Below are 20962 nucleotides of genomic sequence, written 5' to 3' on the forward strand. Positions count from 1 at the left end.
AGGCGCTTCAGCTTACCGAGTCTGTAGGAAAGCGGCGAGAGCCGCTGGTTCCCAGGTGGTGAATTGCGCCCCATACTGACACATCCAGTTGCAGGAATTCGCCATGTCGTCGCGTACCCCCCACGTCCTCGCCATCCAGTCCCACGTCGTCTTCGGCCATGCCGGCAACAGCGCCGCCGTGTTCCCGATGCGCCGCGTCGGGGTGAACGTCTGGCCGCTGAACACCGTGCAGTTCTCCAACCATACCCAGTATGGCCACTGGACCGGCCAGGTGCTGCCGCCGGAGCAGATTCCGGCGCTGGTGGAAGGCATCGCCGCCATCGGCGAGCTGGGCAACTGCGATGCCGTGCTGTCCGGCTACCTGGGCAGCGCCGCCCAGGGCCGCGCCATCCTCGAGGCGCTGGCGCGCATCCGCGAGGCCAACCCGCGGGCCATCTACCTGTGCGACCCGGTGATGGGCCACCCGGACAAGGGCTGCATCGTGGCGCCGGAGGTCGGCGAGTTCCTGCTCCAGGAGGCCGCCGCGGTGGCCGATTACCTGTGCCCCAACCAGCTGGAGCTGGACAGTTTCTGCCAGCGCAGCCCGCGCTCCCTGGAGGACTGCGTGGACATGGCCCGCAGCCTGCTGGCGCGCGGCCCGAAGGCGGTGCTGGTGAAGCACCTGAACTACCCGGGCAAGCCGTCGGACGCCTTCGAGATGCTGCTGGTCAGCGCCGAGGGCAGCTGGCACCTGCGCCGCCCGCTGCTGGCCTTCCCGCGCCAGCCGGTGGGCGTCGGCGACCTGACCTCCGGCCTGTTCCTGGCCCGCCTGCTGCTGGGCGAAGCGCCCTGCACGGCCTTCGAGTTCACCGCCGCGGCGGTGCACGAGGTGCTGCTGGAAACCCAGCACTGCGGCAGCTACGAGCTGGAACTGGTGCGCGCCCAGGACCGCATCGCGCACCCGCGGGTGCGGTTCGAGGCGAAGGCGATCTGAGGGTGCGTCAGCCGCTATCCTCCAGGCGGCGCCAGTAGCGACCGGCACCCGCCGCGGATTCAAGCCGACTGCGGCAGCCCATCCGGCTGCGGCGCCGGGGTGTCGTGCTGTTCGACGCGCTGGTACATGCCCTGGGCGATCTCGCGTTCGCCCATGATCACCAGGTTGGCGCCGTTCTGCTCCAGGTACTCCACCTCGGCGTCGAAGTGCGCGCGGGCGATGATGTCCAGCTCGGGGTTGGCCGCCCGTGCGCGGCTGGCGATCTGCCCGGCCTCGAAGCCGTTGGGGATGGCGATCAGCAGCCAGCGCGCCGTGGTGATGTTGGCCAGGGCCAGCACTTCCGGGTTGGCGGCGTTGCCGACCACCACGCTCAGGCCGCGCTCGCGCAGTTCGGCGGCTTTCTCGCGCTTGTCCTCGATCACCACCAGAGGCGTGCCGTCCTTCTGCAGGCGCGCGCTGACCAGTTCGCCGACGCGGCCGTGGCCGATGAGGATGGCGTGCTCGTGCTCGCGCACCGGCGGCGGCAGGTCTTCGTCCTGCGCCTGGGCTTCGCTGGGCTGGGCGGCTTCCTTGCGCGCCTGCAGGCGCTCGATGGCGATGAACAGCAGCGGGTTGACCAGGATCGACAGGATGGCGCCGGCCAGCACCAGGTCGCGGCCCTGCTCGGGCAGCAGCTCGAGGGTCACGCCCAGGCCGACCAGGATGAAGGAGAACTCGCCGATCTGCGCCAGGCTCGCGGCGATGGTCAGCGCGGTGCTGTTGGGGTGGCCGAACAGGCGCACGATGACGTAGGCGGCCACCGACTTGCCGAACACGATGACCAGGAAGGTGGCCAGCACCGGCAGCGGTTCGTGGATCAGGATCGCCGGGTTGAACAGCATGCCCACCGAGACGAAGAACAGCACGGCGAAGGCGTCGCGCAGGGGCAGCGAGTTTTCCGCCGCCTCGTGGCTGAGTTCGGATTCGTTGAGGATCATCCCGGCGAAGAAGGCGCCGAGGGCGAAGGACACGCCGAACACCACCGCCGAGCCGGTGGCGATGCCCAGGGCGATGGCCAGCACGGCGAGGGTGAACAGCTCGCGCGAGCCGGTCGCGGCGATCTTCTCCAGGGCCCAGGGCACCACGCGGCGGCCGCCGAGGATCATCACCGCGACGAAGGCCACCACCTTGCCCAGGGTCAGCAGGATCGGCAGCAGGATGCCGCCGCTGGCGCCGTCCTCGGCCTTGCCGCCGAGGGTGCCGGCCAGTGCCGGCAGCAGCACCAGGGTGAGGACCATGGCCAGGTCCTCGACGATCAGCCAGCCAATGGCGATGCGCCCGCGCTTGGTGTCGATCAGCTGGCGCTGCTCCAGGGCGCGCAGCAGCACCACGGTACTGGCCACCGACAGTGCCAGGCCGAACACCAGGCCGCCGCCCAGCGGCCAGCCCATCATCCAGGCCAGGCCCATGCCGAGCAGGGTGGCCACGCCGATCTGCACCACCGCGCCGGGGATGGCGATGGCCTTCACCGAGAGCAGGTCCTTCAGCGAGAAATGCAGGCCGACGCCGAACATCAGCAGGATCACCCCCAGTTCGGCGATTTCCGTCGACAGCGCCTGGTCGGCGACGTAGCCGGGGGTGAAGGGCCCGGCCAGCACGCCGGCCAGCAGGTAGCCGACCAGCGGCGAGATGCGCAGGCGGTTGGCCAGGGCGCCGAGGATGAAGGCCAGCACGAAGCCGACGGCGAGGGTGGTCAGTAGCGGTGTGTGGTGCATGGTCTGGGCTCCGGGCACGCAGGGAGCCAGCGCCCCGGGCGGGCGGCGGCTCGAAGGTGGATCACGGGGGCAAACCCGCGGATTGGGCAAGTCTAGGCGCTGGCAAGGCTTTCGGCCTTGCCGACGCTCAAGGTTAACTCGTTGACGCGCCGGACTTTTTCAGTGGCACTTGAGAAATCTTGTCAAGAAATGTCGGCATCCTTGTCCCATTCTTCACGAATTGCCTGGTAACGCTGCTCCAGCTCCTGGCGCAGCTGACGGCGCTGCTGGGCCTGGGCGAAGCGCCGGCGCTCCTCCCGGGTGGCCGGCTGCAGCGGCGGCACGGAGGTGGGTTTGCGCTCGTCGTCCAGCGCCACCATGGTGAAGAAGCAGCTGTTGGTGTGGCGCACGGATTTCTCGCGGATGTTCTCGGTGACCACCTTCACGCCGATCTCCATGGAGGTGCGGCCGGTGTAGTTGACCGAGGCGAGGAAGGTCACCAGCTCGCCGACGTGGATCGGTTCGCGGAAGATCACCTGGTCGACCGAGAGGGTCACCACGTAGTGGCCGGCGTAGCGGCTGGCGCAGGCGTAGGCGACCTCGTCGAGGTACTTGAGCAGGGTGCCGCCGTGGACGTTGCCGGAGAAGTTGGCCATGTCCGGGGTCATCAGGACGGTCATGCTGAGTTGGTGGTTGCCGGGTTCCATATCGCTCTCGCAGGGCGGGTGGGGGGACCAAGACTGGACGCACTGCGCCTGGCCTTGCGACACACTCTTTTCTATACCCCCCATTGGCCCCGGCGAACAGGGGCGCGCGCCAATCGCCGGGCGATTGGCGCGCGGCGCGGCTCAGCGGCCGGCGGAGAGGCCGAAGTCGATGGCCAGGTCGGCGCCGGTGATGGCCTCGGATTGCGGGCCGCAGAGGTACCAGACCAGGTCGGCGACTTCTTCCGGGCGGATGAAGCGCGCTTCCTTGCCCTGTGGATAATCCCGCAGCAGGGCGATCTTGTAGGCGGCCGGGTTGCCCTGGCCGTAGCGCTCGGCCTGGTAGTCGAGCATGGGCGTGGCGATGTCGGCCGGGGAGATGGCGTTGACGCGAACGCCGTCGCTGGCCAGCTCCAGGGCCAGGGTGCGGGTGAGCATGGTCAGCGCCGCCTTGCTCGCGCAGTAGGCCCCCGAGCCGCGGTAGGCCTGGCGCCCGGAGTCGCTGGAGATGTTCACGATGCAGCCGCGGTTCTCCTTGAGGTAGGGCGTGGCGGCCTGGCACATGTAGAACGCGGCCTTGAGGTTGACCCCCAGGACCAGGTCGAAGTCGTCCTCGTTGAAGCTTTCCACCGGGCCTTCGCGCCAGACGCCGGCGGCGTTGATCAGCGCGTCCAGGCGCCCGGTGCGGGCGAGGATGTCCGCCACCAGGCTCTGGCAATTGTCCGCCCGGCGCAGGTCGGCCACGGCGCTGGCATCCAGCGGCACCTGGGCGTTGAGCGCATGCAGCCCGCTCTTGTCGACGTCGGTGGCGGCGATGCGCCAGTGGCTCTGGGCGAAGCGCTTGGCGATGGCCTTGCCGAGGCCGCCAGCGGCCCCGGTAATCAGAACAACGGGTGTGCTCATTGACTGAGTGATCTCCCTGCCTGATAGGGAAACGGCGCGCCGTCAGGCAGTGGCGGCACGCCGCAAGGAAGAGGGCCGCACGGGCGGCCCTCTGTCTCTACTGACCAAGAAAAGACCAGAATCTTCGCTTTGCCAGGGTAATTTTTTCGTAAATCCCGCTGGAGCTTTCGCAGGCGACTGATGGTCGCGGTTCAGGCGTGGTGCAGGTACCAGCGCCAGTCCTGTTCGCCGACTTCGCCCATGAACTGCCGGTACTCCTCCCACTTGATGGCCAGGAACACCTTGAGGAACTCCTCGCCCAGCGCCTCGCGGGCCCAGCCGGAGGCTTCCAGGGCGCGCAGCGCGGTGAGCCAGTCGGTGGGCAGGAACTCGCGGGCCTGCTCGTAGCCGTTGCCCTCGATGGCCGCGCCGGGGTCGAGCTGCTCGCGGATGCCCTTGTGGATACCGGCGAGAATCGCCGCGGCGGCCAGGTAGGGGTTGGCGTCGGCGCCACAGATGCGGTGCTCGATGTGGCGGCTCTGTGCCGGCCCGCCGGGCACGCGGAAGGACACGGTACGGTTGTTCACCCCCCAGCTCTTGGCCAGCGGCGCGTAGCTGTTGGCCTGGAAGCGGCGGAAGGAGTTGGCGTTGGGGCAGAAGATGGCCAGCGAGTCGAGCAGGGTGGCCATCATGCCGCCGATGGACTGGCGCAGCAGCGGCGTGCCCTGCGGGCCTTCAAGGTCGGAAAGCTCGCTGGCGTAGAGGTTGTTGCCCTCGGCATCGGCCAGGCTGACGTGCAGGTGCATGCCGGAGCCCGCGCGGTCGCCGAACGGCTTGGCCATGAAGCAGGCCTGCAGCCCGTGCCTGTTGGCCACGCCCTTGACCAGGCGCTTGTAGCGCACGCCTTCGTCGATGGCCTGGAGCACGTCGAAGCGGTGTTCCAGGGTCAGCTCCAGCTGGCCCGGCGCGTATTCCGAGATGGCCGTGCGCACCGGCAGGCCCTGGGCCTCGCAGGCGGCGTAGAGGTCGTCGAGGAACGGCTGCACCTGCTCCAGCTCGTACACGCCATAGACCTGCGGCGCCTGCGGGCGCACGCCGTTCATCTGCACCGCCGGCTGCGGGCGGCCCTGGGCGTCGCGCTGCTTGTCCAGCAGGTAGAACTCCAGCTCGACCGCCATCACCGGGTGGAAGCCATCGGCCTTGAGCCGCTCGACCACGCGCACCAGCGCCTGGCGCGGGTCGGCCGGGGTGGCCGGCAGGCCCTGGGTCGGGTGCATGCTGACCTGCAGCTGGCCGGTGGGCGAGCTGCGCCAGGGTTGCAGGGTCAGGCTGCCGGGCAGCGGGTAGGTCCAGCAGTCGGCATCGGCCACTTCCCAGACCAGCCCGGTGCCCTCGACGTCCTCGCCCTGCACGGTGAGGGCGAGGATCGAGCTGGGCAGCGGCCGGCCATTGTCGTAGATGGCCAGCAGCTCGTCGCGGTGCAGCAGCTTGCCGCGGGGGATGCCGTTGGCGTCGATGATGAACAGCTCGATGCTGCGCACCTCGGGGTGGGCGGCGAGGAAGGCTTCGGCTTCCTTTCGATCGGCGAATTGCATGGTGGTCCTCGGTTGGCGCGGCGCGCCGGGTGTTCTTTGTGTAGGAGCGAGCTTGCTCGCGAACCGTTCTCGCGGCGACGTTTCGGAAGAGCGTTCGCGAGCAAGCTCGCTCCTGCAGGGAGTGGTGTGGCGTTCAGGCCTCGCGAGCCCCGGGAATCGCCAGCAGCTCCGTGATGCCCGCATCCAGGGTGTCGATCAGGCGGTCGACGTCGGCCTCGGTGGTGTCCGGGCAGCACAGGGTCATGTTGTGGAACGGCGTGATCAGGATGCCGCGGTTGATCAGGTACAGGTGCAGGGCCATCTGCAGTTCGTCGTGGAAGGCGGCCTCGGCCTCGGCGCCGGTGCGCGGCGAAACGGTGCAGAACTGGAATTCGCTGCGCGCGCCCAGTTCGGTCACCGACCACTTCAGGCCGTGCTTGGCGATCAGCCGGCGGAAGCCGTCGGCCAGGCGCCTGGCCAGCGGCAGCATGTGGTCGTAGGCGGCCTGGGTCATCACCTGTTCCAGGTTGGCGCGCATGCAGTGCATGGCCAGGGCGTTGGCCGAGAGGGTAGTGCCCATGCCGCTGTGGCCGTGGCTGTCTTCCTGGGCCTTCTGCCGCGAGGCGAGCATCTTCTCGGCCATCTCCGCGCTGCAGCCGAAAATGCCGCAGGGCACGCCGCCGGCGATCGGCTTGCCGACCACGAAGAAGTCCGGGTCGAGGTTCCACAGCTTCGTGCAGCCGCCGATGCCGGTGGAGATGGTGTGGGTTTCGTCGATGACCAGCAGCGCGCCGTACTTGCGCGTCAGCTCCCGGCACTTCTGCAGGAAGCCCGGATCGGGCAGGACCATGCCGATGTTGGTCATCGCCGGCTCGCACAGCAGGGCGCAGACGTCGCCCCGGGCCAGCGCGGCTTCCAGAGCCTCGACGTCGTTGAAGGGGATGGAGCGGCTGTACTGGGTCAGGTCGTAGGCCTGGCCGACCAGCCCGGAACGCGGCACGGTCTGGCCGTCGCGGTAGCGCACCATGACGTCGTCGACGGTGCCGTGGTAGCAGCCGTCGAACACCAGCAGGGTCTTGCGCCCGGTGATGGCGCGGGCCCAGCGCAGCACGTAGCGGTTGGAGTCGGTGGCGGTGGCGGTGACCTGCCAGAACGGCAGGCCGAAGCGCGCGGCCAGCAGTTCGCCGCAGACCACGGCGTCCTCACCCGGGAGCATGGTGGTCAGGCCGTTGTTGGCCTGCTCGGCCAGCGCCCTGGCGACCGGATCGGGGGAATGGCCGAACATGGTGCCGGTGTCGCCCAGGCAGAAGTCCACGTACTCGTGGCCGTCAACGTCGTAGAAGCGGGCGCCCTTGGCGCGCTCGACGAACAGCGGGCAGGGGGTGGACCAGTCGGCCATCCAGTGCATCGGCACGCCGGCGTACAGCGAGTTGCGCGCGCGCTCGGCCAGGGCCACGGATTTCGGGTTCTGTTCCAGGAAGCGTTGGCGTTCGCGGGCGGTGAATACATCCACGGCCTGTTGGGCGATTCCGCTGGCGGTCATCTTGCACACCTCGTTTGTTTTTCTGCACATCTTCCGTTTGTGATCACAAAAAAGTCAATACATGCTGAGTGACGCCTGTTAATCTTCGACGCAACAGGATTTGTGATCACAAAAATATGCGGCCCTGGCAAGGGGCCCCGACGAGGACGATTCGAAATGACGCACGAATGCAGCCTGACCTTCGCCCAACTGCCGGCGCCACCGGCCTGCGCGGAGTGACGCCATGGCCGAGAACCTCCAGCAACAGCTGTACCAGAACCTGCGCCAGGCCCTGCTCAGCGGGCGCTTCCAGCCCGGCGAGCGGTTGAAGATCCGCGATCTGGCCGACGAATGGGGCACCAGCCCGATGCCGGTGCGCGCCGCGCTGCAGCGGCTGGTCGCCGAGGGCGCCCTGGAGGGCGAGCCGCAGCGCTCGCTGCGGGTGCCGGTGATGACCCGCGAGCGCTTCCTGCAGATACTGCAGATTCGCCAGTCACTGGAGGGGCTCGCCGTCGAGGATGGGGTACCGCGCCTGCAGGGGGCGGACATCGAGGTCCTGGAGGACTGCACCCGGGCCATGGCGCAGGCCGTGCAGCGGCGCGACGTCCAGGCCTACCTGGAGCACAACAGCCGCTTCCACCTGACGCTCTACCACGCCTGTGGCAACCCCACGCTGCTGCGCATGATCGAGGCGCTCTGGCTGCAGGTCGGGCCCTTCTTCAACCGGCTGTTCACCGGCGCCGACCTGTCGCTGCGCCTGAACGACTTCCACGAACACGCCCTGGACGCGATCCGGCGGGGCGATGCCCGCGCCGCGCGGGCGGCCATCGAACAGGACCTGGCCTACTTCGGCCAGTACCTGCTGAATCTGCTGGCGCTGGAGTCGGGAGTGAGCGTGACGCGCTGAGGGCGCGTCACTCGGTCTTGATGTAGCGGACGTTTTCCTTGCGGATGAGGATGGTCTGCCCGTCTAGTTGTTCGAATTCATAGTAGTCGTGGTACTTGTCGAAATCGGCGTGGTCCTTGACCAGGACCTCGCTGCCGTCGTTCAGCGTCACCACGGCCTTGTCGGCACAGCCGGCCAGGCCGAGCAGCAGCGCGCTGAGGAATAGGTATTTCAGCTTCATAGAGTCTCCAAGGGACATCGTGGACCGGCCTTGGCAGAAGGTTTGGGTACACGCTCGGTAGCCACTGTGACAACCGCTCCGCTTGGAAATTCAGTGGTCCGGGCTCAGGTGTCCAACCATACGTCGCGTGCCCAGGTCCACACCGAGTCCCAGGTTTCTTCGGTCAGTTCGCCGTCCGCCCAGAGCACCACCTCGCCGTCCTGGGCCACCGCATAGTAGTCGTCACCATCGGCGCAGAGCGGTATCAGCTCGCGCGGCAGGCCCATCGCCCAGGCCACCGCGGCCACCTCCGGCAGGTAGGTGTGGGAGTGCGGGTCGGTCACCGTGACCGGCTCCAGGCGGCCGTAGATGACGTCGCTGACCTTGAGGAGGAACTCGCGGAATTCCGACGGAAGGCCGATCAGCAGCTCTTCCTCGATCTCCACCAGCAGTTCCTCGTCCGGCAGCTCCAGGGGGACAGGGACGGGCTCGTTGAGTTCACGCAATTGGTCGATGACATCTTCCACGGCAGGGGCCTCTCGATTGACTGGCGCGCTTTATACAGTAGTAGCCGGCCCTGGGCGCAAGTTCACGTTGGGGGTGTCTGGCGGACGAGTGGAAAGGGTTGGGTTGGGAGGAGGCCGGTGGCCGTGGGGGCGGGGGTGGTTCCGTACCCTCACCCCAGCCCTCTCCCTGGGGGAGAGGGGCGTTCCGGTGCGCTCGGATATTTCGCTGGAAACCCTTGGGGCGCATAACGCCTACGGCGTTATCCGCCAAATCGCGGACAGAGTCCGCGCCTACGGTTCCAGGAAGCACGGCCGTAGGAGCGGGCCCTGCCCGCGAATCGCGCGCAGGGCGCGCTCCTACAGGTGGGACAGCGGTGGCGGCGTAGGAGCGGACACCCTGGCACGGATGGCTGTCTCGCTCCCACAGGGCCAGTGCATACCGGCCAGGAACGAAAACGCCGTTTCCCGGTGGAGGGAAACGGCGTTCTGTCTTGCTTAAGCGAACAGCGCTACGGCAGAAGCTATCAGCCGTTCTGGCGGATACCTGCCAGCAGCCAGGGCTGGTCCTGGCCCTGGGCGCGCTCCATGCGCCAGCTTTCGCTGAAGGTTTCGCCCTGGTCGAAGCGCGAGGTCTTGGACAGGCCACTGAAGGTCAGGGTGGCGATGGTCTTGTCGGCCTGGTCGTCGACGCCTTCCAGCTGCACCTGCAGGTTGTCGATGTAGGTGGACTGGTAGCCGTCGCCCAGCTCGGCGCGTTCCTGCTTCAGCCACTGCAGCATCTGCGGGGTGACGAACTCGGCGATCTTGTCCATCTCGTTGGCGTCCCAGTGCTGCTGCAGGGACAGGAAGTGCTCGCGGGCGGCGCCGACGAAGCGCTGCTCGTCGAACCAGCTCGGTGCGTTGATCACCGGGGCGGCGGCGGCCGCACGGGCGGTGGCGCCGAACGGCGACGGCTGGGCGGCCGGCATCTCGCGCTGCAGCGGGGCGTGCCCGGCCATGGCCGGCTGCGCCTGCTGGCGGCGACGGGCGGCGATGAAGCGGAAGACGACGAAGGCGATCAGGGCGATGATCAGGATGTCGAGGAACTGCATGCCCTGGAAGCCGTCGCCCATGAACATGGAGGCCAGCAGGCCGCCGGCGGCGATGCCGGCCAGCGGGCCGAGCCAGCGCGACGCACCGCCGGCCGCGGCGGCGCCTGCGGCCGCACCGGCTGCGGGGGCGGCGGCGTTGGGGGTGTTCGGGGCGGTGTTCGGCTGCGCCTGGCGGGTCTGGTGGCTGGGCGCCGAGCCCATGCTCTTGCCGCCGCCGAACCGTTTGGCGGCATTGACGTCGAGGCTGAGCGTCACGGCGACACAGAAGGCCATGGCAAGGCTGAGAAAGCGCTTCATCGGGGTCATTCTCTTGGTTGGAATACGACGCGCGCCATGTTGCCGAGCCTGGCCGCCAGCGACCAGCCGGATTTTGTTTCCGGCTATTGCCCTGCGTCATCCGGGCGCAGCGGGTGGTACTGGCGGGAACGTCTGTTACCGGGTTTTTCAGCGGCCTCGAAGACGCTGGCCGTTTGATAGTCTGGCGGCCTAGCGGGGCCGCTGGCCGCGCGATCCCCCCACTGTCTCATCGCGCGAGGACCGCCGCCATGCACGCCATCGACTTCATCCAGGACCTCGCGGTGATCATGCTGATCGCCGGCTTCGTCACCATCCTCTGCCACCGCTTCAAGCAGCCGGTGGTGCTCGGCTACATCATCGCCGGGGTGATCATCGGCCCGCACACGCCGCCCTTCGCCCTGGTCCACGACGAGCAGACCATCAAGACCCTCGCCGAACTGGGGGTGATCTTCCTGATGTTCTGCCTGGGCCTGGAGTTCAGCTTGCGCAAGCTGTTCCAGGTCGGCGCCACGGCCTTCATCGCCGCCTTCCTGGAGATCACCCTGATGATCTGGGCCGGCTTCGAGATCGGCCGGCTGTTCGACTGGAACACCATGGACTCGCTGTTCCTCGGTGCCATCCTGGCGATGTCCTCGACCACCATCATCATCAAGGTGCTGGGCGACCTGAAGCTGAAGAACGAGCGCTTCGCCCAGCTGATCTTCGGCGTGCTGATCATCGAGGACATCCTCGGCATCGGCATCATCGCGCTGTTCTCCGGCATCGCCGTGAGCGGCACGGTGGAGGCCGACCAGGTGGTCTCCACGGTGGGCAAGCTGAGCCTGTTCATGGTGGTGGCGCTGGTCGTCGGCATCCTGCTGGTGCCGCGCCTGCTGGCCTACGTGGCGAAGTTCGAGAGCAACGAGATGCTGCTGGTGACGGTGCTCGGCCTGTGCTTCGGCTTCTGCCTGCTGGTGGTGAAGCTGGAGTACAGCATGATCCTCGGCGCCTTCCTGATCGGCGCGATCATGGCCGAGTCGCGCCAGCTGCTGCAGATCGAGCGGCTGATGGAGCCGGTGCGCGACATGTTCAGCGCCATCTTCTTCGTCGCCATCGGCCTGACCATCGACCCGCGGGTGCTGGTGGACTACGCCGCGCCCATCCTGGTCATCACCCTGGTGGTGGTGCTGGGCAAGCTGGTGTCCTGCGGCACCGGCGCCTACATCGCCGGCAACGACGGGCGCACCTCGATGCGGGTGGGCATGGGCCTGTCGCAGATCGGCGAGTTCTCCTTCATCATCGCCGCCCTGGGCATGAGCCTGGGGGTGACCAGCGACTTCCTCTACCCGGTGGTGGTCGGGGTGTCGGCCATCACCACGCTGCTGACGCCCTACCTGATCCGCTCCGCCGACCCCCTGGCGCTGTACCTGGGGCGCACCCTGCCTTCGCCCATGGTGCGGGTGTTCGGCCTGTACGGCGAATGGCTGCGCAGCATCCGTCCGCGCGGCGACAAGGCGGTGCTGGCCGGGATGATCCGGCGCATCCTGCTGCAGGTTGGGGTGAACCTGGTGCTGGTGATCGCCATCTTCTTCGGCCTGGCGTTCTTCGCCGGGCGGATCGCCGAGTGGCTGGCCAACTGGGTCGAGCACGAGGCGCTGCACAAGGCGCTGATCTGGGGCGCCGCGCTGTTGCTGTCGCTGCCCTTCCTGATCGCCGCCTACCGCAAGCTCAAGGCCCTGGCCATGCTGCTGGCGGAGATGGGCGTGAAGGCCGAGAGCGCCGGGCGCCACACCGCGCGGGTGCGCCGGGTGATCGCCGAGATGATCCCGCTGCTGTCCCTGGGCGGCATGATGCTGCTGCTGGCGGCGCTCAGCTCGAGCATCCTGCCGCCGGGCGAACTGCTGGTGGTGGTGGGCCTGGTGGCCGCGCTGGCGCTGGCGGTGGGCTGGCGCTGGTTCATCCGCCTGCACTCGCGGATGCAGATCGCCCTGCTGGAAACCCTGGAGCAGGGCAAGGGCGGGCATTGAGCCCGCCCGGTGGGGGCGGTGGATTGTCAGCGACCGGCTTCGGCGTCGGTTTCGTAGCCTAGCCGGTCCAGGTCCGTTGCCTGCGGCTTGCCAGGGTTGATCTTCACCTCGCCGCGCAGCAGCTTCAGGGGCGTTGTCACCAGGGCGCGCCTGAGAGCACGCAACGCCTCGGTGAGGCGCCAGGAGTTGCTCATGTAGATGCGCTGCAACTCCAGTTGCACGCTTTCTTTCTGCGACTGGGCGATTTTCAGCTGATCCTCCAGCCGCCAGCATTCGTGTTGCAGGAGCTGCCGGTGATGGGCCTCTTCGCGGCGGGCCTGTATGAGATCCTTGCGCAGTTCCTTCGCGTAGTACTCCCGCCATGCGTCCAGCGACACCGGGCGGGAGATTCCGTCGGTGTTCTCGAGCAGGTTGAAGTGATCGTTGCTGATCATGAGCAGGTGCGTCTCGAGCCGGTCCCGGTCGCTGTAGATTCGATCCAGGTCCTGGCGAATCGGCAGCAGCTCCTCGTAGCGGCTCTCCAGTTCCCGCAGCTGCCCGTCGTCGATTTCATCCGCGCAGCAGGCATCGGCCTGGCGCTTCAGGAGCCGAAACAGGTCTCTGGTCAGCGCCAACGCCTGGCGCGGGTCTTCGAGTTGCTCATCGTGGCTGTGGTTGTGGCGCAGGGCCGGCGCCAGGAAGTCGGTGGCATAAGCGCGCACGTCTGCCGCCGCCCGGTCAGGCTGAGGTAGTTCGAAGGCTTTCGCGATTCGCTCGAGTTCGTTGAGCGGCTCTTCGAACAGCAAGTCGAAATCCACGAAGACACGGGGCTTGCCCTGGGTATGCCGCAAGGCGGCCAGCATGTAATGGCACCACAGCAACTGGGCCTTCAGCGGGTGGAGCCTGTCACGCTTGAACAGCGAGCCGGCAACGCTCAGCGGGTTGCGCACGCAGATCAGGTAGCGATGATCGATGGCGAGGCTGTCGAATACCGATTCCCACAAGGGCTGCAGCAGGCTGACCCGGGGATCCTTGAAGGCGAAGGGGCGGCGTTCGGGCAGCTTTTCCGCCAGCAGGCGCTGCGCTGCGGACCTGTGTTCGGCCCCCAGCCTGTCCAGTTGCAGGGGCTCGAGCCTGTCCCAGTCGTTGTCCAGGACTTCGCTGATGAGCTGCTGGTTGAAGTTGTGGATATCCAGGTCTTCGAAGAAGCCGCGCTCGTTGTTGCCCTTCGCTGCCGGCATCAGGTTGTTGCCCAGCTCCACGCCGAGCAGTTCCAATCCCTTGGTAATCGCACTGGTGCCGCTACGGTGCATACCGAGAACGACCAGGACTTTTCTTGTTGTTGTCATTATCAATGTGCCCCCTTGATCGGCCGCTCCGCGTTACGCCGGATCGGCCTTGGCCATCAATGCCTCTCGCTGGGCCTTGCGTTGTTCACGTACCACTTCCTTGATCACCCGGTCGTAATGCCCGAGCACCTCGTCGGTCGCGCCGCAGTCGATCGATTTGCCTTTCTCGATCCATAGCACCCGGTCGCACAGCTTGCTCACCGCGTCGAGGCTGTGGGAGACCAGGACCACCGTCTTGTTCGAGCGGATCTTCTCCTGCATCGCCTGCTGCGAACGATCCTTGAAGGTCTGGTCGCCGACCCCGAGCACCTCGTCGATCAGCAGGATGTCCGGGTCCGCGTGCATGGCCACGGAAAAGCCCAGGCGGGCGCGCATGCCGGTGGAATAGCTGGCCACCGGCTGTTCGAAGAAGTTCTCCAGGCCGCTGAATTCGCGGATTTCATCGAGGCGAGTACGGACCTGCCGGGCGGACAGGCCTAGCAACAGGCCGCCGATGATGGCGTTGTCGCGCCCGGACAGGTCGGTCTTGAAGCCCACGTTCAGGGCCAGCAGGCTGGCCACCAGGCGCTTGTGGCGCTGGATGCGGCCGTGGTTGGGCTCGACTATGCCGGCGATGACCCGCAGCAGGGTGCTCTTGCCGGCGCCATTGCCGCCGATCAGGCCCAGGGTCTCGCCCTCGTGGAGTTCGAAGGACACGTCCTGGAGCGCCCAGAATTTTTCGTAACGCAGCACGCCGGTGCGCTGGCGATAGCAGAGGCTTATGCGATCGGCGGTGAGGATGACATCGTTCTTCACTACTGGCCTCACAGCATCAGCTTGGCGTATTTACGGTCATAGTAGTGCAGCAAGCCGCACGCGACCGCGAAGATCGGCAACGAAACCAGTATCACGTAGGCCAGGCTGGCCCAGGATGGCCAGGCGTTGTGCAGGAGCATGTCCCGGTACGCGGTGATCACCGGCGCCATCGGGTTGAGGTTGAAGAACAGCTTCATCTTCTCGGGCAGGTGGTCGACGCTGAAGAACACGCCAGAGAGGAACATCATCAGCATCAGCACATTATCCACAACCTGCTTTAAGTCGGGTGCGAGGGGCAGGATGGCGGCGAGCAGGAAGCCGATTGAGACGATAAGAAACAACTGCACCAGCATCACCGGTAACAGTCCCAGCCAGTGCACGCTCGGCACATGGCCGCTGGCGAGCAGGGCGACGATCAGCAGGCCGAGGATGATCAGGAACTTGAAGGTGTTGCTGAGGATGGGGATCAGCGCGAACACGTACTTGGGCACGTAGATCTGCTGGATGATCCCGGCATTCGCCGAGAGGGCGTTGCTGGCCAGTCGGACTGAGCCGTCGAACCATTTCCAGACCACCATGCCCGACAGTAGCATCGGGACGTAGCCGGGGGTGTTCTGGCGCAGGGCGAGGCCGAAGACGATGTAGAAAGCCCCCATGTACATCACCGGTTCGATGATCCACCAGAGGAACCCCAGGAAGCGCCGGGCCACCTCGGTACGCAGATCGGTGTAGACGCCGTAGAGGACGATATCCCTGTACTTCATTTCTTTTTTATTGGATTGAAATGGGGTATCCATTTAACCACAATGCGGTTCCAGAAAAGCCTCGCGATTTTCGTGCGATCCCTGCCGAATTAACAAAAAACCAACAAAAAGAGCTCAGGATGCGGTTCATTCAAGCCTTGTTCAAATCAAAGGGTGAAACGGCCCCGCAGCTGCCCGCCACTACCCTGATGGTGGTCGGAATGCATCGTAGCGGCACCAGTTTCCTGACCGGTTCGCTGCAGCAGGCCGGCCTCGAGCTGGGCAAGCACAGCACCTGGAACCCGCACAACCTCAAGGGCAACCGCGAGAACCTCGACATCGTCGGCTTCCACGATCGCGTCCTGGCGGCTCGTGGCTTCGCCTGGGATAACCCGCCCGACGTGCCGATCCGCTGGAGTGATGCCGAGTTCGCCGAAGCCCGGGCGCTGATCGACGATTACCGCGAGGTGCCGCGCTGGGGGTTCAAGGACCCGCGGGCGGTCCTGGTGATCGAGGGCTGGCAGCAGCTGCTGCCTTCCCTGGGCTATGTTGGCATCTTCCGCCACCCGCAGGCCGTGGCGCAGTCCCTGGATGCCCGCGGCGGCATGCCGCGCGAGCGCGCCTTCGCCATCTGGGCGGCCTACAACCAGCGTCTGCTGGACCTGCACCGGCAGGCCGCCTTCCCGGTGCTGTGCTTCGACGAGGACGAAGCGGTGCTGCACCGCAAGCTCAACGGGGTGCTCGATGAACTGGCGCTGCAGCGCCTGCCCGAGGAGCGCTTCTTCAGCGCCGAACTGCGCCATCATGTGACGCAGCATGCCGAAGCCTTGCCCGCGCAGATCGACAAGATCTACCGGCAACTTCAGGCCATCGCCCGCTGAGGCCGGAGTTCCCATGCTGTCATTGCTGCGCAGACCCAAGCTGTCGATCGTCCTGATCGTCTACAAGATGCCCGACCAGGCCGAACGGACCCTGCATTCGCTGAGCGTGCGCTATCAGCACGGCGTTCGCGAGAGCGACTACGAAGTCATAGTGGTGGAGAACCACTCGGACCGCCTGCTAGGGGCCACACGGGCCCTGGCACAGGGCGGCAACGTCCGCTACTACCACCGCCAGGAGACCGAACGCACGCCTGTGCATGCGATCAACTTCGGTGCCTCGGTGGCCCGCGGCAGCCACATGGCGATCATGATCGACGGCGCGCGCATGGTGACCCCAGGAGTGATCAAGGGCGCTCTCGATGCCTTCCGCCTGGAGCCCCATGCGGCAGTCTCCGCGCCTGGCTACCACATCGGCCACAAGCTGCAGCAGGTGGCGGTGAACGAGGGATACAACGAGGAGGTCGAGGCGGGCCTGCTGCGGCAGATCAACTGGCCGGAGAACGGCTATCGGCTGTTCGACATCGCCGTACTCAGCGGTTCATGCCGGGGCGGCTTCTTCCAGGCCAACTACGAGAGCAACTTCATCGCCATGTCGCGGCGCAAGTGGCGCCAGCTCGGCGGGGTGAACCCGCGCTACAACGACTTCGGCGGCGGCAACGCCAACCTCGACCTGTACAAGCGCCTCCTCGAGATGCCCGATACGCCTTTCTACCTGCTCTACAGCGAAGGCTCCTTCCACCAGTTCCACGGCGGCGTGACCACCGGCACCCTGAGGGAAGAGCGCGAGCGGGTCTACAAGCAACTCGACGACCAGGACCGCGAGATCCGCGGCGACGACCGTTCGCCGCCGAGCGTGCGGCCGATCCTGCTGGGTTCGCCGCACCCGCACGTGCTGCGTTTCCTCGAACATTCGCTGACCCAGGTACGGCCGCAATGAGCGAGCAACGCCAGCCCCTGCTATCGATCATCGTCATCGCCTACGACATGCAGCGCCAGGCGCTGAACACCTTGCGCAGCCTGGCCAGCGACTACCAGCAGGATGCCGATGCCGCCGACTACGAAGTGATAGTGGTGGAGAACCGCTCCGCGCGCACCCTGGATGCCCAGGCCATCGCGGAGTTGCCGGGCGACTTCCGCTACTTCCTGCGGGACGAGCCGGGGGTATCGCCGGCGGCGGCGATCAATTTCGCCTTCGCCCAGGCCCGGGGGCGCTATATCGGACTGCTGATCGACGGGGCGCGCATGCTCACCCCAGGGGTGATCAAGCATGCCCTGATGGCCTTCCGCATGAACGAGCAGGCGCTGGTGGCGGTGCCGGGCTTCCACCTGGGCGAGCACGACCAGCAGTTCCACCTGACCAATGGCTATTCGGAAACCAGCGAGATAAACCTGCTGCAGTCGGTGGACTGGCCGCGCAACGGCTATGGCCTGTTCGACATCGCCTGCTGGAGCCCCGGCAACGCGCGTGGGGCCTTGCAGCCGTTCATGGAGTGCAACTGCCTGTTCGCGAGCGCCGAATGCTTCCGCGAGATCGGCCAGGCCGACGAGCGCTTCCAGTGCCCCGGTGGCGGCATGCTGAACCTGGACATCTACCGGCGCCTGGCGATGCTTCCCGCTACCCAACTGGTGGTGCTGGCCGGGGAGGGTTCCTTCCATCAGTTGCATGGTGGAGTGACCACCTCCGAATCCGGCCGCCGCGAACAGATCCTCCAGCGGCAGCAGGAGGAGTACCTGGCGATTCGCGGCCTGCCCTACCATTCCCCGACCCTGGAGCCCTTGCTGCTAGGGCAGTTCAAATGGCCGGCGATGCGCTTCCTGGAGCGGTCCGCCGAGTGGGCGCAGAAGCGCTTCCAGCGCTTCGCCAACGATGGGCGCGATCCCTTCGCCGACGAGCAGATCAAGCGCGAATCGCTGCAGGCCCGGGGCCATGTCGCAGACCATTGAGGGGCTGCGCCGGCCTGCGCACTACCTGCCGGAACTGGAGTCGCTGCGCGGTTGGGCGGTCCTGCTGGTCATCGGCTTCCACTATTTCGGCATTCTTTTCGGCGACCGTGGCGATCACGGCCTGGGCGCTGCGGCGCCGGCGTGGATGAAGATAATCGCCGCCGGCAATACCGGCGTCACGCTGTTCTTCGTGCTCAGCGGCTTCCTGCTCAGCCTGCCGTTCCTGGAAGCGCTGCGGCAGCGCCGGGACATCGACATCCGGCGTTTCTACTGGGCGCGCGCCTTGCGTATCCTGCCGCTGTACTACTTGGCTATCCTGGTCGCCTGGCTCTTCACTGGTAGCGCGGATGCCCTGAAGGCGCTGTTCTTCATCCCGGTCGGCTTCGGCCTGTTTCCCTTCAGCGTGCCCTGGTGGTCGCTGTGCACCGAGATCCAGTTCTATCTGCTGCTGCCCTGGACCATGCTGCTGCTGCGCTGGCGGCTGGGTCGCTGGGTGGTGGCTCTGGCCTTGCTGGCCTGGGCCGGGGCGCACCTGTATCTGCTCAGCGATCGACAATGGCTGGCGGCTCCCGGGCACTGGAGCGTCGCTGACTCTCTGTTCGGCCGAGGGGGCGCCTTCCTCTCGGGGGCGCTCTTCGCCTGGCTGTACAACACCGGCTGGTCGACGCGATGGCTCGGGCGCCGCGGCGTGGCCGGGCTCGTTGGCGGCGTGGCGCTGGCAGCGCTGCTGACGTTGCTGGCCTGGTATGGACAGGTCGGGCAGCGCCCGGCCATGGACCGCCTGCCCATGTACCACAACCTGGAGGCCCTGCTCTGGGGCTGCCTGCTGTTGTGCAGCCTGCACCTGCGTGGCGGCGTCAGATCGCTGTTGCTCAACCCGCTGCTGGAGCATGCCGGAAAGATTTCCTACTCCCTCTACCTGGTGCATGTTCCCGTGCAATTCTACCTGCTGTACTGGGTACGCCTGGCCACCCAGCAAATGGCCACGCCCTTGCAGCCACTGCACTGGCTGGCCCTGGTGGGGAGCCTGCCGCTCATCTGGCTGCTGTCCTTCGCCTGCTACCGCTGCATCGAGCGGCCATTCCTCAACCTGAAGGCCCGCCTGCCGGTCTTCGCCAGCAAGCCGGTGGCGATGGAGGGCGCGACGGATGCGCGCTGATGCAGCCGCCATGCTGCCGGATAATCGCGAGCGGGCCCTGCCTCTGCTGGGCGTTTCTTGCCTGCTGGCGGGAACTGCTGCCTTGGCGTTCCTGCTGTCATTGGCCTATTTCGCCTGGGTGCACTATTCGCCCATCCCCTACCTGGACTCCTGGACCGGCTACATAGGCTTCTACCTGGACTCGGAGTCCTTCCAGGCCTGGTGGCGCCAGCATAACGAGCACCGGATTCTTCTTTCCAAGCTGTTCTTCTGGCTGGACCTGCGTTACTTCGCCGGCCGCGCCGTCATTCTGGTTGTGCTGAATTTCCTGCTGCTGGGGCTGGCCTGGGCGACGCTGGTGGCCTTTTCGCGCCGGCTGTTCCCCGGATACTCGGTGCAGGGACGCTGGTTGCTGTACTGCACCTTGGCGTTGATGTGCTTCTCATGGCTGCAGCACGATAACGCCGCATCACCTTTCCAGAACCAGTTCATCGCTGCCTTCGCACTGCCGTTGCTGGCGCTTTACTGGCTGGCGCGCGCCGAGCAGGGCTGGGGGGCTTTCTGGGGGGCTCTCGCCCTGGGCGTCCTGGCTACCTTCAGCATGATCAGCGGGTTGTTCTGCCTGCCGGTGATGGCCGTCTTCAGCCTGTTGCGCTGGGGGCCCGGCCGGCGCTTCGCCATCTGTCTGCTCACCGCTGTATTGGTGTGGGGGCTGTATTTCTCCAACTACGTGAAAGGGCCTGCCACCGATCTGGGCCTGCGGATCCTGGTCGAGCATACGCTGCCCTTCGTCAACTACATGGCTTGTTACCTCGGTGGGGCCCCGGCAGTGGCTGTGGACGGCAAGGTGCCCCTCGCAATGACGATGGGCTACCTGGGCCTGGCGCTGTTTGCGGCCTTGCTGGTGAATTGCCTGCGCAGCCGCCGCGACCCCTTCTGCCTGGCACTGCTGGGCTTCGTCGGTTACGTGGTGATCAGCGCCGGCTTGACCAGCCTGGGGCGTAGCTTCATGGGTTACGACACGGCCCTGGTCAGCCGCTATACCACCCCGGCGTTGCTCATGTGGGCGGCATTGCTGCTGTTGTCGCTGCGCTTGTTGCCGGATGCCTGGCGCTTGTCGCGCTGGGTACCGGCACTGGCTTTTCTCGCGGTGTTCCTGGTGCTGCTAGCGGGTCAGTTCAATACGCTGCGTATCGACTACTGGGCAGTGCCCGACAAGGCCCGGCAGGCCGCACTGTTGTCTTATCAGTTGGGCGAAAGCGAGAAGCCCTTGGGCCAGCTCGGCGCCGGTGAGGCGCGGGAACAATTCCAGCGTGCCCGTGCCGCCAGGATTTCCATTTTCGACGATCCGCATTCGGATCTTTCTGCTCTGGCGGCGTTGCTCGGACGCGATATCGGGCAACTGTCAGGCCGGCCCTGCGAGGTGCGGGACGCGCGCGCAGAGGCGTGGAGCAGCGCCAGCGGCGGGATCCTGCGGGTCAGCGGCACGCTGCCCGAGGCGCAGGCGCGCCGCTTCGATTACCTGGCGCTGGGCGACGACAGCGGGCGCGTGGTTGGGTTGGGCGTGATAGACAACCTGCCCTGGCTGACCCTCGAGCGGCGTCCGCCGAGCCTGTTCCAGGCGTTTCTCGTCGGGGCCGGCGAATTCGCTTCGGCCAAGTGCCTTGAGACCTTCTGACTCCAAGACGGCCCGTCGGCCGGAGGACCCTGCTTTGATCGGCAGTCTGTACAACAAGAAA

The 20962-nt window shown here is 66.4% G+C and carries 19 protein-coding genes; 8 read left to right on the forward strand and 11 right to left on the reverse strand.

Going from position 1 to position 20962, the window contains the following annotated elements; genetic code table 11:
* Window positions 1–103 precede the first annotated feature (103 nt).
* The gene (gene pdxY / locus VV867_RS16980; protein WP_109935312.1) at window positions 104–973 is read left to right on the forward strand and encodes a pyridoxal kinase PdxY; all 870 of its coding nucleotides are present in this window, start codon (window positions 104–106) and stop codon (window positions 971–973) included.
* A gap of 59 nt (window positions 974–1032) precedes the next feature.
* Here pdxY and ybaL read toward each other — a convergent pair whose 3' ends face one another.
* From ybaL to VV867_RS17005, 5 genes are all read right to left on the reverse strand, one after another.
* Complete coding sequence (ybaL, locus tag VV867_RS16985; RefSeq protein WP_109935314.1) at window positions 1033–2727, reverse strand: YbaL family putative K(+) efflux transporter; 1695 nt, start codon at window positions 2725–2727, stop codon at window positions 1033–1035.
* Window positions 2728–2909: 182 nt separating this feature from the next.
* Window positions 2910–3413 carry an acyl-CoA thioesterase gene (locus VV867_RS16990; protein ID WP_089393931.1) on the reverse strand — a complete coding sequence of 168 codons (504 nt, stop codon included), beginning with the start codon at window positions 3411–3413 and terminating at the stop codon, window positions 2910–2912.
* Window positions 3414–3554: 141 nt separating this feature from the next.
* The gene (locus VV867_RS16995) at window positions 3555–4313 is read right to left on the reverse strand and encodes an SDR family NAD(P)-dependent oxidoreductase (protein ID WP_089393932.1); all 759 of its coding nucleotides are present in this window, start codon (window positions 4311–4313) and stop codon (window positions 3555–3557) included.
* 191 nt (window positions 4314–4504) lie between these two features.
* A complete protein-coding gene (locus tag VV867_RS17000) occupies window positions 4505–5887 on the reverse strand; it encodes a glutamine synthetase family protein (protein WP_109935315.1) in 1383 nt (460 codons plus the stop codon).
* A 133-nt stretch (window positions 5888–6020) separates the two neighbouring features.
* Window positions 6021–7409 carry an aspartate aminotransferase family protein gene (locus VV867_RS17005; protein WP_328567058.1) on the reverse strand — a complete coding sequence of 463 codons (1389 nt, stop codon included), beginning with the start codon at window positions 7407–7409 and terminating at the stop codon, window positions 6021–6023.
* Window positions 7410–7632: 223 nt separating this feature from the next.
* Between VV867_RS17005 and VV867_RS17010 the strand changes: the two genes are divergently transcribed.
* Complete coding sequence (locus VV867_RS17010; protein WP_328567059.1) at window positions 7633–8295, forward strand: GntR family transcriptional regulator; 663 nt, start codon at window positions 7633–7635, stop codon at window positions 8293–8295.
* Between the two features lie 7 nt (window positions 8296–8302).
* Here VV867_RS17010 and VV867_RS17015 read toward each other — a convergent pair whose 3' ends face one another.
* The 3 genes from VV867_RS17015 to VV867_RS17025 form a co-directional block, all read right to left on the reverse strand.
* Window positions 8303–8515, reverse strand: a complete 213-nt coding sequence (locus VV867_RS17015; protein ID WP_328567060.1) for a YgdI/YgdR family lipoprotein — start codon at window positions 8513–8515, stop codon at window positions 8303–8305.
* 104 nt (window positions 8516–8619) lie between these two features.
* Window positions 8620–9021 (reverse strand): SMI1/KNR4 family protein, encoded by a 402-nt coding sequence (locus tag VV867_RS17020; RefSeq protein WP_074980597.1) that lies wholly within the window; start codon window positions 9019–9021, stop codon window positions 8620–8622.
* A 503-nt stretch (window positions 9022–9524) separates the two neighbouring features.
* Window positions 9525–10388: a Tim44 domain-containing protein gene (locus VV867_RS17025; protein WP_089393937.1), complete on the reverse strand. Its 864-nt coding sequence runs from the start codon at window positions 10386–10388 to the stop codon at window positions 9525–9527.
* 248 nt (window positions 10389–10636) lie between these two features.
* Here VV867_RS17025 and VV867_RS17030 point away from each other — a divergent pair, with 248 nt between their 5' ends.
* On the forward strand, window positions 10637–12394 hold the full coding sequence (locus tag VV867_RS17030) for a cation:proton antiporter (RefSeq protein ID WP_328567061.1): 1758 nt from the start codon (window positions 10637–10639) through the stop codon (window positions 12392–12394).
* Between the two features lie 26 nt (window positions 12395–12420).
* Here the strand turns inward: VV867_RS17030 and VV867_RS17035 are convergent, their stop codons facing one another.
* The 3 genes from VV867_RS17035 to VV867_RS17045 form a co-directional block, all read right to left on the reverse strand.
* Complete coding sequence (locus VV867_RS17035) at window positions 12421–13686, reverse strand: sulfotransferase family protein (protein ID WP_146219620.1); 1266 nt, start codon at window positions 13684–13686, stop codon at window positions 12421–12423.
* 69 nt (window positions 13687–13755) lie between these two features.
* Window positions 13756–14517 (reverse strand): ABC transporter ATP-binding protein, encoded by a 762-nt coding sequence (locus VV867_RS17040; RefSeq protein ID WP_109935013.1) that lies wholly within the window; start codon window positions 14515–14517, stop codon window positions 13756–13758.
* An 8-nt stretch (window positions 14518–14525) separates the two neighbouring features.
* Window positions 14526–15281: an ABC transporter permease gene (locus tag VV867_RS17045; protein WP_074978273.1), complete on the reverse strand. Its 756-nt coding sequence runs from the start codon at window positions 15279–15281 to the stop codon at window positions 14526–14528.
* 200 nt (window positions 15282–15481) lie between these two features.
* On the opposite strand from VV867_RS17045, the gene VV867_RS17050 reads away from it, so the two are divergent.
* From VV867_RS17050 to VV867_RS17070, 5 genes are read left to right on the forward strand one after another with little or no spacing between them, the layout of a single operon-like run.
* Window positions 15482–16141, forward strand: coding sequence for a sulfotransferase family protein (locus VV867_RS17050; protein WP_328567062.1), 660 nt, complete (start codon window positions 15482–15484; stop codon window positions 16139–16141).
* 13 nt (window positions 16142–16154) lie between these two features.
* Window positions 16155–17078, forward strand: a complete 924-nt coding sequence (locus tag VV867_RS17055; RefSeq protein ID WP_328567063.1) for a glycosyltransferase — start codon at window positions 16155–16157, stop codon at window positions 17076–17078.
* Window positions 17075–18085 carry a glycosyltransferase family 2 protein gene (locus VV867_RS17060; protein WP_328567064.1) on the forward strand — a complete coding sequence of 337 codons (1011 nt, stop codon included), beginning with the start codon at window positions 17075–17077 and terminating at the stop codon, window positions 18083–18085. The genes VV867_RS17055 and VV867_RS17060 overlap by 4 nt, the downstream gene beginning before the upstream one ends.
* Window positions 18069–19244 carry an acyltransferase family protein gene (locus tag VV867_RS17065; protein ID WP_328567065.1) on the forward strand — a complete coding sequence of 392 codons (1176 nt, stop codon included), beginning with the start codon at window positions 18069–18071 and terminating at the stop codon, window positions 19242–19244. The genes VV867_RS17060 and VV867_RS17065 overlap by 17 nt, the downstream gene beginning before the upstream one ends.
* A complete protein-coding gene (locus VV867_RS17070; RefSeq protein ID WP_328567066.1) occupies window positions 19234–20901 on the forward strand; it encodes a hypothetical protein in 1668 nt (555 codons plus the stop codon). The genes VV867_RS17065 and VV867_RS17070 overlap by 11 nt, the downstream gene beginning before the upstream one ends.
* Window positions 20902–20962 lie beyond the last annotated feature (61 nt).

Source organism: Pseudomonas sp. JH-2 (assembly GCF_036231725.1).
Taxonomy (GTDB): Bacteria; Pseudomonadota; Gammaproteobacteria; order Pseudomonadales; family Pseudomonadaceae; genus Pseudomonas; species Pseudomonas delhiensis.